Origin of the sequence: Paenibacillus sp. NFR01 (assembly GCF_900111565.1) — a bacterium.
Lineage (GTDB): Bacteria > Bacillota > Bacilli > Paenibacillales > Paenibacillaceae > Paenibacillus_AQ.
The window spans coordinates 58,483-70,250 of the sequence record NZ_FOIK01000004.1; the positions used below are offsets into that span (position 1 = coordinate 58,483).

At 52.8% G+C, this 11,768-nt stretch carries 10 protein-coding genes and 1 tRNA gene; 1 reads left to right on the forward strand and 10 read right to left on the reverse strand.

The features are described 5' to 3' along the window. Positions 1-383 precede the first annotated feature (383 nt). The 6 genes from BMW84_RS17525 to BMW84_RS17550 all read right to left on the reverse strand — a co-directional run bounded on the left by BMW84_RS17525 (position 384) and on the right by BMW84_RS17550 (position 6,887). Complete coding sequence (locus tag BMW84_RS17525; protein ID WP_091070663.1) at positions 384-1,055, reverse strand: MarR family transcriptional regulator; 672 nt, start codon at positions 1,053-1,055, stop codon at positions 384-386. Between the two features lie 114 nt (positions 1,056-1,169). Beyond that, on the reverse strand, positions 1,170-2,306 hold the full coding sequence (gene ispG, locus BMW84_RS17530; protein ID WP_091071153.1) for a flavodoxin-dependent (E)-4-hydroxy-3-methylbut-2-enyl-diphosphate synthase: 1,137 nt from the start codon (positions 2,304-2,306) through the stop codon (positions 1,170-1,172). Positions 2,307-2,410: 104 nt separating this feature from the next. After that, positions 2,411-3,667: an ATP-dependent protease ATP-binding subunit ClpX gene (gene clpX, locus BMW84_RS17535; RefSeq protein ID WP_091070665.1), complete on the reverse strand. Its 1,257-nt coding sequence runs from the start codon at positions 3,665-3,667 to the stop codon at positions 2,411-2,413. 12 nt (positions 3,668-3,679) lie between these two features. After that, positions 3,680-4,270, reverse strand: coding sequence for an ATP-dependent Clp endopeptidase proteolytic subunit ClpP (clpP, locus tag BMW84_RS17540; protein WP_091070666.1), 591 nt, complete (start codon positions 4,268-4,270; stop codon positions 3,680-3,682). A 339-nt stretch (positions 4,271-4,609) separates the two neighbouring features. Next, on the reverse strand, positions 4,610-5,944 hold the full coding sequence (gene tig / locus BMW84_RS17545) for a trigger factor (RefSeq protein WP_091070668.1): 1,335 nt from the start codon (positions 5,942-5,944) through the stop codon (positions 4,610-4,612). A gap of 97 nt (positions 5,945-6,041) precedes the next feature. After that, entirely contained in the window at positions 6,042-6,887 is an 846-nt protein-coding gene (locus BMW84_RS17550) for a hypothetical protein (RefSeq protein ID WP_091071154.1), read from the reverse strand. A gap of 224 nt (positions 6,888-7,111) precedes the next feature. On the opposite strand from BMW84_RS17550, the gene BMW84_RS17555 reads away from it, so the two are divergent. Then, positions 7,112-7,185, forward strand: a tRNA-Arg gene (locus BMW84_RS17555). Between the two features lie 196 nt (positions 7,186-7,381). Here BMW84_RS17555 and BMW84_RS17560 read toward each other — a convergent pair. The 4 genes from BMW84_RS17560 to BMW84_RS17575 all read right to left on the reverse strand — a co-directional run bounded on the left by BMW84_RS17560 (position 7,382) and on the right by BMW84_RS17575 (position 11,768). Continuing rightward, positions 7,382-8,068 carry an SGNH/GDSL hydrolase family protein gene (locus tag BMW84_RS17560; protein WP_254773034.1) on the reverse strand — a complete coding sequence of 229 codons (687 nt, stop codon included), beginning with the start codon at positions 8,066-8,068 and terminating at the stop codon, positions 7,382-7,384. A gap of 97 nt (positions 8,069-8,165) precedes the next feature. Continuing rightward, the gene (locus BMW84_RS17565; protein ID WP_175498874.1) at positions 8,166-9,872 is read right to left on the reverse strand and encodes a type 2 periplasmic-binding domain-containing protein; all 1,707 of its coding nucleotides are present in this window, start codon (positions 9,870-9,872) and stop codon (positions 8,166-8,168) included. 69 nt (positions 9,873-9,941) lie between these two features. Continuing rightward, positions 9,942-10,820 (reverse strand): carbohydrate ABC transporter permease, encoded by an 879-nt coding sequence (locus tag BMW84_RS17570; RefSeq protein WP_091070671.1) that lies wholly within the window; start codon positions 10,818-10,820, stop codon positions 9,942-9,944. A gap of 18 nt (positions 10,821-10,838) precedes the next feature. After that, the gene (locus BMW84_RS17575; protein ID WP_091070672.1) at positions 10,839-11,768 is read right to left on the reverse strand and encodes an ABC transporter permease; all 930 of its coding nucleotides are present in this window, start codon (positions 11,766-11,768) and stop codon (positions 10,839-10,841) included.

An 11,768-nucleotide genomic window follows, 5' to 3' on the forward strand; every position in this document is an offset into this window, starting at 1 on the left:
ATATATGACTCTAACCGGCTCTAGCGCAATTAGTGGGAAAATGTCCCACTAATTCGCGTTAAACCGCATACATGCCTGCTTTTTCTGAAATTAGTGGGATGTTATCCCTCTATTTTGCGAAAAACCTGTTTTCTCACTGAAATAGTGGGATGTTTTCCCACTAATTCTTTACCGCCGCCCTAGACCATCATTCCAGTAACTCAAACAAAACCCACTAATCCATTATGGGCTGTAAGTTTGACGCCTGAAAGTAAGTTTGACGCTGGAATCCGCCACCGATAAAAGTATTTGCCCAGGCTCCCCGCCACCGATTCCCCCAAATATCCTCACTGCGGTAATCTGCCCTGAATCTCGCTCATCTTCAGTAGAAGCCAAACCCGCCCTTACTCCCAATAGTCCAGCACATTAAGCGCCACCTCATATTGAACGATCCGCTTTCCTTCACCGCGCTTCACCGGAACAATCCAGCCCTTATCCTGCAAAGACCCAAGAAGTTTTCTAACAGTCCTGGCATCCAACTCAAAATGCGTCCTGATATCCTTGGGCCGGACGTTCCCCGCCCGAAGGATCACAAAACGCATAATTTCCTTCTCGGCCAGCAGGCCTCTTCCACTCGGTGCACCTGATCCCGTATAACGGCTAAGTACCATGCGCAGCAGGGTCATGCATAGCTCCGGTTGCCTCTCTACATCATCGTAAGAAAAAGAAATCATCTGATACCCCATCGCGCACAAAAAGGTCTCCCGGTTCAGCTCATTGCTGAACTTCTGCCTGTCCATATCGCTCACATGCGCGCCGTAACCCTTAATCTCGATCAGCAGCTTAAACGGTCCGGGTAAATAAGCAAAGTCGGCGAAATAGGAACGTCCCCGCCAATCCAGCACTTCATACTCCGGATGAAGCTGGTTAAAATCCCCGCGCAGCGGCCACCACACATTCCGCAAAAACAACGTCTCCGCATGCCGGTTGCCGCGTTCCAGTCGCCCTCTGCGCTCGCCTTTACGGCGTTTGATATGCTCTTGCACAAACGCCTCTATGCGTTGGTCAACGCCCATCTTTTTATTCCTCCTTAAATTAACTTCCTGAAAAAGAATAAAAACGTCCATCCCCTCCCTGAATCCGGGAGCAGATGGACGTTCTTCGTCGATCTATAAATAATATAAGGGCTGCTAAATGGAGCCGCCGGCAGAGGTTGCCGGAGCCAGTCCGGCATGCTTGCGGCCGGGGATTTCGCCAGTCGCCTCATAAGCAACGACGATGGCATCGATTTCTTTCTTAAGCTCGGAAACGAGCTCCGCTTCCGGCACTTTGCGGATCATTTGGCCGTAGCGGAACAGCAAACCTTCGCCGCGCGCGCCGGCGATGCCGATGTCGGCTTCCCGTGCTTCGCCCGGGCCGTTCACCGCGCAGCCCAGCACCGACACCTTGATCGGCACCTTCAGTTTGGAGATGTACTCCTCCACCTCGTTGGCGATCGAGAACAGGTCGATGTCCAGCCGTCCGCAGGTCGGGCAGGAGATCAGCGTCGCCGCGTTGGAGATCAGGCCGAAGGTCTTCAGCAACTCGCGGGCGACTTTCACTTCTTCTACGGGATCAGCGCTCAGCGAGATACGTACCGTGCTGCCGATACCCATGGCCAGAAGCGCGCCGATGCCGGCGGAGCTCTTCACCGTCCCGGCAAACAGCGTGCCGGATTCGGTAATGCCCAGATGCAGCGGATACGGAATCACTTCCGCGGCTTTGCGGTAGGCTTCGATAGCCATCGGCACGTCGGAAGCCTTGAGCGACACGATGATATCGTGGAAGTCGAGCTCTTCCAGAATGCCGATATGGAACAATGCGCTTTCTACCATAGCGTCTGCGGTAGGATAGCCGTATTTTTCAAGCAGATGATTCTCGAGTGAACCGGCGTTGACGCCGATCCGGATCGGAATGCCTTTGTCTTTGCAAGCCTTGACAACGGCTTCCACCTTGTCGCGGCGGCCGATGTTGCCGGGATTGATCCGCACCTTGTCGATGCCGTTCTCGATCGCCAGCAGGGCGAGCTTGTAGTTAAAATGGATGTCCGCAACAAGCGGAATATGAATCCGTTTCTTGATCTCCTTGATCGCAGCGGCGGCTTCTTCATTGTTCACGGTGACACGGACAATCTGGCAGCCCGCTTCCTCCAGCCGCAAAATTTCAGCGACGGTCGCTTCCACATCCGCGGTTTTGGTTGTACACATGCTTTGAATAGCAACCTCGTTGTTACCCCCGATAATGACTCCGCCGACATTGACGGGCCGGGTCTGGTGTCTCAAGAACATGGTTTTCTCCCCCATAACAATCAAAGCTCCACCCCGTGAACGCCTCCTTATATCAAGGAGAAGCTGGAGGTGGAGGCTGTGATCTTTATTGTTTGGTCAAGCGCTTAGGCGCTCTCCTCTTTTTTCTTGTCTTTCTTCAGCCCAAGTTCCGGCAGAACCTTCTCTTGAACGACTTTCTCGGTAATGACGCAATCCTTGATGTCGTCGCGCGAAGGCACTTCGTACATCACGTCAAGCATAATGCTTTCGATGATGGCACGCAGGCCGCGGGCGCCGGTATTGCGTTTGATCGCTTCTTTGGCGATCGCTTCAAGCGCCTTCGGTTCGAACTTCAGCGCCACGTTGTCCATCTCAAGCAGCTTGACGTATTGTTTCGTCAATGCATTTTTCGGCTCGGACAAAATACGCACCAGCGTCGCTTCGTCGAGCGGCTCGAGTGTCGAGATCACCGGCAGACGCCCGACGAATTCCGGAATAAGCCCGAACTTCAGCAGATCCTCCGGCAATACCATGGACAGATACTCTCCGGTTTTGAGATCTTTTTGGCCTTCAGCCGCAGAATTGAAGCCGATAACCTTTTTACCGATCCGGCGTTTGATCATTTGCTCCAGCCCGTCAAAGGCGCCGCCCACGATAAACAGAATGTTGGTCGTATCGATTTGAATAAATTCCTGATGCGGATGCTTGCGGCCGCCTTGAGGCGGAACGGACGCAACCGTGCCTTCCAGAATCTTCAGCAGCGCTTGCTGCACGCCTTCGCCGGATACGTCGCGGGTAATCGACGGGTTCTCCGATTTACGTGCCACTTTATCGATTTCATCAATATAGATAATGCCGCGCTCGGCTTTTTCCACATCATAATCAGCAGCTTGAATAAGCTTCAGCAGGATGTTCTCCACATCTTCGCCGACATATCCCGCTTCAGTCAGGGATGTCGCATCGGCAATCGCAAACGGCACGTTCAGAATCTTCGCCATCGTCTGCGCCAAAAGCGTTTTACCGGAGCCGGTTGGCCCGAGCAACAGAATGTTGCTCTTCGTCAGCTCCACGTCTTCAATCTTGCTTTGGCTGTTGACGCGTTTGTAGTGATTATATACGGCAACGGACAGCGATTTTTTCGCCTGCTCCTGGCCGATGACATATTGGTCGAGAATATCGCGGATTTCTTTCGGCTTCGGAATATCCTTCAGATCGAGCTCTTCCTCATGGCCGAGCTCCTCTTCCACGATCTCCGTGCACAGTTCGATGCATTCATCACATATATAAACGCCGGGTCCCGCTACAAGCTTGCGAACCTGTTCTTGCGATTTCCCGCAAAAAGAACATTTCAGCTGCCCTTTTTCATCATTAAACTTAAACATCTTACCACCCCTTTAGGATTTGATCGGTGCGTTCAGCACCTGGTCAATAAGCCCGTATTCTTTCGCTTCCTCCGCACTCATGAAATTGTCGCGGTCCGTATCCCGTTCAATTTTTTCAAGGGGCTGACCTGTGCGTTCAACGTAAATTTGGTTGAGTTTATCCCGCGTCTTCAGAATCCAGTCCGTGTGAATCCAGATGTCCGAAGCCTGGCCTTGCACGCCGCCGAGCGGCTGATGAATCATCACTTCGCTGTTGGCAAGGGCAAACCGTTTGCCGGGAGCTCCCGCAGTCAGCAAAAGCGAGCCCATGCTCGCTGCCATCCCCACGCAAATGGTGGATACATCCGGTTTAATGTATTGCATTGTATCATATATACCCATGCCCGCAGTCACAGAACCACCGGGCGAGTTGATATACAGGTGTATGTCTTTCTCGGGATCTTCCGCTGCCAAAAAGAGCAACTGGGCGATTACCAGATTGGCGACGTCATCGTCAATTGCAGTGCTCAGGAAGATGATCCGATCCTTAAGCAATCTGGAGTATATATCGTACGAGCGTTCTCCCCGACTTGTGGTTTCCACAACCATTGGTACCAGACTCATGCCACCAACCTCTTTTCTCTATACAGATTAGTCTTGCCGCTTCAGAAATATTTTAACACGTTCATGGCCCGATGTCATTTTTTCACTCTGCGGTGCTGTGCCTGCCATTATAGCGCAATTTGCTCCGGTTTTCCAACCGCCGCGGCTGAAGCTACCGGACCGTTTGGCGCTAAACGTCCCCGCAAAGCCGAACCTTAGCTTCGAGGCTAATTCAGAACCTTTGCGGGGACCCGGGAATTAAAAATTCAGTTAAAAAAATAAGGCACGCAAACAACTTACGTGCCTTATCCGTGTTATGGAGGCCGGATATCCGGCCGCTCTCAATTGTGTGAACAGAAATTACTCGGCGCTTGCTTCTTCAGCGGCAGCTTCAGCTTTAGGAGCTTCAACTTCTACGCTACTTTCAACAAGCAGATCAATGGTCTTACGCAGGGTGATTTCTTCTTTCAGGCTGCCCAGCGAACCGTTGGCGGCGAGAATGTTCTTGATTTCCTCAGCAGAGCGTTTGTAAGCTTCAGCCATGGAAGCCAGCTCTTCATTCACTTCTTCTTCGGAAACTTCGATGTTCTCTTCCTTGGCGATGACTTCAAGAACCAAGTTGTTGCGAACGCGTTTTTCGGCGTCGCCTTTCATTTGGCCTTCAAGGTCTTCACGGGTTTGGCCGGAGAAGCTCAGGAACATATCCATGTTCATGCCTTGTTGACGAAGACGGTTGTCGAAATCGCGAACCATGTTTTGAATTTCGGAGTTGATCATCGCTTCCGGAATTTCAACTTCGGCGTTGGCAGCAGCTTGGTCAACAACCGCATTTTCACGAAGGCCTTTCAGCTCGTTTTGTTTGCGGGATTCCAGTTGCGCCTTCAGGTCGGCTTTGTATTCTTCCAGCGTGTCGAATTCGCTCACGTCTTTAGCAAATTCGTCGTCCAGTTCAGGAAGCTGCTTGCGTTTGATTTCATGCAGTTTCACTTTGAATACAGCGGCTTTGCCGGCCAGGTTCTCTGCGTGGTAAGCTTCCGGGAACGTTACTTCAACATCCTTGAAGTCGCCGGTAGCCATGCCTACAACTTGCTCTTCGAAACCTGGGATGAAGGAGTTGCTGCCCAGTTCCAAGGAATGACGTTCGCCTTTGCCGCCTTCGAATGCTTCGCCGTCGACGAATCCTTCGAAGTCGATCACAGCGATGTCGCCGTTTGCTGCTGCTTCTTCTTCAATAACAGCCAGCTCAGCATGACGCTCTTGCAGACGTTTCAGTTCGGCGTTCAGCTCGTCCTCTGTAACTTCAGCCTTTTGTACCGGAACTTCCAGACCTTTGTATTGGCCCAGTTTCACTTCAGGCTTAACGGTTACTTTCGCTTTGAAAATAAACGCTTGGCCTTTGGCGAATTGCTCGATGTCCACTTCAGGACGGTCTACAGGGAAGATGTCGGTTTGTTCAACCGCTTCGCCGTAAGCTTCAGGAAGCAAGATGTCGATCGCGTCTTGATACAGGCTTTCTACGCCGAAACGGGATTCAAAAATCACCCGCGGCACTTTGCCTTTACGGAAGCCAGGAACGTTGGCTTTCTTTACCACTTTATTAAAAGCTTTGTCGAGTGCGGCAGCTACGCGTTCTGCTTCGACTTCGACTTCAAGAACGCCAAGGTTCTTCTCTATTTTTTCCCAAGTTGCTTTCATAATATACTTTTCCCTCCAAAAAATAGGTTGCATATTTACTGAGAATATTCTACATATCCACGCACAGAATAACCATTATATTATATACAGAAACGCGTTATTTTTCAAGTAGAGAACTATTTGCAAATGTCCTCAGGCTGCGGTAAGCCCCTTCAAACCGGAAACGCATCGTGTCCGTGATCCCGTACATCGCCCGCGTCTCTTCTTCCTGGCGGGTTCCGTTCAGGCTCTCCGACACCATCTGATGCAGCGCGCCCGCCCAGATGTCGAGCACATCGTCTTCGCCCTCCAGCAGCTTGCGGTATTCCGCTCCTCCGTACATCGCCATAATGAACTGCCCCCACAGCTCCTGGGCAAAATAATATAGCGTCGGCTCATGCACCTCGGCTTGCTCGGCCACGCGTTCCATGACAAGATTGATCTGCTGGGGAAAATCCTCGTTCTTCAGCGGTACGCTCTCGATCTCGACCAGCGGATTCTCAAGCCCCCGCTTCAGCCGGATCATCCCCTGCGCTCCCCGGCGGCGCAATGTCTGCAGCGTGCGGAATTGCAGCAGCGGATGAACGTTCTCCTCTTCCAGCCAGTTCATCAGCTTCCGGTCGATTACGTTTCCTTCAAGATAGGATAGCTGTTCGAGCGCGAGTACCGTGTTTTCCGACAGCGGCTCGCCCATCACTTTGCGCAGCAGCTTATCCGGATAGTCCGCATCCTCCTGCACCTTCGAGCGCACCAGGCTCCGCGCCATATCGTCCTCTTCGAGGGCTTGCTCCTCCTCCGCCGCGTCTCGCTCTATCTCCGCGTTGAGCGCCGCCTCCGGAAACGCCGCCTCCAGCCATTCCAGCAATGACCGCCATTCTTCGTAGTGGCGCTCCTCCTGGCCCTGGGCCTGGAGCAGAAAGCGCAGCAGCGCCATCGCTTCCCCGTAGCGTTCGCTTTCCAGCATGACCGTCAACTGGATCTGGTAATAATCCAGCGTCTTCGGAAACAGCACGATGTTGTCTTTATCTTTATCGGGGGAACTGAATTGATTGATAGGCGCACCTCCTTCTCTCCGTTCTGAGTCAATTGTAGATTATAGCATACCCTTCTTTCATTTCAAAAAATAAGTTGAATTATCATCAACAATGTGATAACATATTTTTTGCTTGCTTTTCAGATTTCTTGCGTGTCCCGGTAGCTCAGTTGGATAGAGCATGCGCCTTCTAAGCGCACGGTCGGGGGTTCGAATCCCTTCCGGGACGTCATCAAACAGCCTTCCTTCGGGAAGGCTGTTTTTGCGTTGCTAGCACCGTTGGCTGAGAGAGCAGCCTCGCGTCTGCAACACTAGCTACAATAAAACCAACTAAAAAACCAACTAACTCTCTCAGCACCAGGCACCGTTCTTAAGCAGCAGCTAGGCCTGCAGCCACCCCTCACTTGACCCGCCGCGGCGGCCAGCTATTGCTGCGCCGTCCGCTTGCTATCCAGACGCACCACATCCAACCATTGCCGGGCGATCATTTCATGCCCGGCCGCGGTCGGGTGGACGCCGTCCCACAGCCAGAACGGCGCTTCGGCGCGCTCGCAGGCCTCGTCGAAGAGGTGCTGGAGCGGGACGAACACGGCGCCGAACTCCGCGGCCAGCTCGCGGGCGGCCTGCTGGTAGTCCCGCAGTTTGCTTTGCCACTGCGGCCATTTCTCGACGAGCACGCCGACCTTCAGGATAAACGGCTCGCAGATGACGATCCGAGTATCCGGAAGCACCTCGCGCGTCTCCTCGATCAGGTGGCGGTATGCCCGCTTGAAGCGGTCCGTGGCGCCGCGCGGATTGCCGTGGATCTGCTCCCAGGCATCGTTGACACCGACGAGGATGCTGATCAGATCCGGCTGCACGCTGATCGCGTCCTCGTTCCAGCGTCCGTACAGGTCGGACGCGCGATCGCCGCTGATTCCGCGGTTGACGATCAGCGGCGCCTCGGCCCCAAGTTCCAGGCCGAGCCGGCCGGCGATCTGGAACACGAAGCCGTGGCCGAGAATGTGGTTGGGGTCGTCGGTACGGCCCCGGTTCCCGTCGGTAATGGAGTCCCCGATGAACAGAATGCTTTTTCTGCCTTCATTGTGTATACTCATCTCTTCCACGCTCATTTCTCCGATTCTCCTTTTCCCTAGCGCATGTAAGAACGGACGGCCGCAACTCCCGGCCGCCCGCAATTGGCGCATTCTTTTCTATTATATGACGGAATTACAAGCCTTTTTTCTTGAGGTCGTCCAGGTGACGTTGGTACATCACTTTTTCGACTTTTTGCGCGCCGACTTGATCCATTTGTTTCACAAATTCGTTATAGGCTGCGTCAAATTCGGCGTCGGATTTAGACAATACCAGCTTCGGAATCGTTTTGTTCCACAGGTCCTTCACTTTGGCGTTGATCGTACCTTCGGCCGTTGCGCCGTCCGGCTCAAGGTTTTCCATGCCGAGCGAATAGTTGTCGAAGTTGTATTTTTCGAGCAGCTTCATGGCTTCGTATTGGGCAGGTTGGCTTTCCTTCAGGTCACGTGCTGATGCATCGTCCCACAGCTTGCCGGCTCTGAAGAGCAAAGTGGAATCGTTGAAGCCGTATTTGGAGTTGAAGGTCGCATTGTCTTTTACGGACATGTCGAGAATGTCTTGTTTGTATTTCGGCAGGCCGTCAACCATGTCGTAGGTTTCGCCTTCCTTGCCGTATCTCATATCCAATTGGCCTTCATCCGACCAGGCGTATTCCGCGAACTTGATGATGCGCTCCGGATTTTTCGCGTTTTTCGTGATGAACAGACCTTGCCAGCCCATCAGGCGGGAAGCCGGGTAACGCGGATCTTGGCCGTTTACTTTCAGGCCGTCGAGAACGGTGTACGTTTGTTCCTTGCCGAGCGTGCTTTCGATTTTCGGATTATACATGGTGTAGATGTTGTTCATGTATTGCGAAGCGACCGCATATTGCGCGCCGTACAGTTTTTCTTCGTATTGCTCTTGCTTGTAGATCAGCAATTGCGGATCGAAGAGGCCTTCGCGGCTCAACTGGTTCAGGAAGCGGAACGCGTCGATGAAACCTTTGTTGCGCATCGGGTATTCCACGATTTGCTGGTCGTCCTTCACTTGCTCTTCAAGCAGGTGCGGAGAGAAGGAATAAATCAAATAGTCCATGGAGTTGCTGCCGTGGAAGCCGTTTTTCGCAACATCGAAAAATTCAACGCCGACCGGGCTGACATCCGGGAATTTCGCTTTGGCGGCTTTCAGCGCGGCCATCAGGTCATCCGGGGTTTCAATCTTCGGACTGCCAATGGCGGCGTAAATATCGGAACGGATGAACCAAGGACGGATCGGCGTAATCGGCACGCCGCTCGTCAGGCGGTCTGCGGTTTCATACAGGTTCGGCAGGTACCAGAGCTTGCCGTCGATGGAGTGGTATTTCACCATGTCCGGATCAAGCTGGTCTTTGAACTCCGGCGCATATTTTTCGATCAGTTCGTCCATGGAGTAGACCATGCCGTTCTTGATCAGTTTGCTCACGGCCGGGTTGTTCCAGTCCAGCATGATGGTGTCAGGCAGGTCGCCCGAGGCGATCATGGTATTCAGGTAATCGTCGTCGCTGCCGGTCGCCAGTTTGCGGTCGATGGTAACGCCGGTTTTTTCGGTCGCCAGCTTCATTGCGTATTGGTCTTTCCACAGATAGTTGGAAGCCCAGTTGCCGTAAAAATATTGGGTGAAGGTAAATGGAGATGTATCCGATTTCCAAGCAGGGCCTGCATCGGCTGCCGGGGCGGACGCCTGGGCATTGTTGCCGCTGTTTGCCGCCCCCGTTTCCGCCGGAGTGTTATTTTTGCTGTTTGCGCCGTTATTGGAGCCGCAGCCTGCGAGCATGCCCAAGGCCAAAATGGCGAGTGCGCCTGTCTTTAAGCTTTTCCCTTTCATAAATCTGACCTCCTTGATATTTGGTCTTGCTATATACATGAACGCCCGGACCGGAAGCATGCTTCCGTATTACCCTTTGACCGAGCCTATCATGACCCCTTGGACAAAATACTTCTGCACGAACGGATACGTAAATACGATCGGCAGCGTTGTGATCACCATGGTGGCGAGCTTCAGCGAAGCCGCTGATACTGCGCCGTACCCGAGCTGGCTGGCCAGCTGGCTGACATTGCTGTTGGAGCTGATGATCTGCATCAAAATTTGCTGGAGCGTCAGCAGCTTGTCGCCGCCGAACAGCATCGCATCATACCAGGAGTTCCAGTGGAACACGGCGTTGTAAAGGGCGATTGTCGCCAGCACCGGCTTGGAGACCGGAAGCACCAGTTGGAAGAAGATCCGCAAATCGTTGGCGCCGTCGATCTTCGCCGACTCTTCAATCTCTTTCGGCAGCGCCCGGAAAAACGTGAGCATGATAATGGCGTTAAACACGTTGAACAGATTCGGAATGATATAGACGAGGAAATGTCCCTTTAAATGAAGGTATTTCGCGACTACTAAATAGTAGGGAATAATTCCGCCGCTGAAATACATGGTAATGATCGCCATGATCAGGAAAATCCGCCGGCCGACCAGCTCGGTCTTCGAAATCCCGTAAGCGAAGGCGCCGGTAAACAAAACGGCGGTCGCCGTTCCGAGAATCGTCCGGGCCAGGGTAACGACAAAGGCATGCAGCATGTTGTCGTCCTGGAATACGATCTTGTAATTGTCGATGGAGAACACGCGCGGCCAGAAGGTAATGCCGCCCCGCGCGGCGTCCGTCGGATCGTTGAACGACGTAATGACGATATTATAAAACGGATATAGGGTAACCACGCACAGCGCAAGCATGAGAATGATGTTGACGATGTCAAAGGTGCGGCTGCTCCAGCTTCGTGAATGGGTTAGCATGATTTCGTTCCTCCTCTCCTAGAACAGGCTTTCTTTCGTGATTTTATTGGACGTGAAGTTGGCGATGTACATCAGGACAAAGGCTACGATGGACTGGAACAAGCCGATGGCGGTTCCGTAAGAGAAGCGGCCGGAGACCAGACCCATTTTGTACGAATATACCGATAAGACGTTGGCTGCGTCCTGGGTCATCGAGTTTTGCATCATGAACATCTGGTCGAAGTTGGAGTTCACCAACCCGCCGATGGACAGAATGAGCAAAATGATAATCGTCGGCTTCAGTGCCGGCAGCGTAATATGCCATACCCGGCGGAAACGGTTTGCGCCGTCCACGACGGCCGCCTCATACAGCTGCGGATCGATGCCGGCGATGGCCGCCAGATAGATGATCGAGTTCCAGCCGATGTTTTTCCAAATCTCTGTGAACACGACGAGGACGAGGAAGGACTTCGAATCGCCCATCAGCATGGTGTCGCTTCCAATAACGCCGAGGTTAACCAGCAGCTTGCTGATTACGCCGGTATCTGGATCAAGCAGCGTGTACATAAAGCCGACGACCAGAACCCACGATACGAAGTATGGAAGATACGTCAGCGACTGGACGATACGCTTAAAGCGTTTGAAGACGAGCTCATTTAACAGCAGAGCCAGAATGACCGGGGCCGGGAAGCCGAAGACCAGCTTGGCGATGCTGATTTTAAATGTGTTGTAGAGCGATTCTCTGAAGGTCGGATCGGCGAAAAGCTCGCGGAAATTGCCGAATCCGAGCCAAGGGCTGTGAATGAATCCCTGGAACGGCGTGTACTCCTGGAACGCGATGATGAGTCCGTACATCGGAATGTAATTAAACACAATCATCCACAAAACGACAGGAAGCGTCAAAATCAATAAATAGCGCTGCTGCCAGATCCGGTTTCTCAGCCTGTGTTTGGCGGGTATACTGCTCAT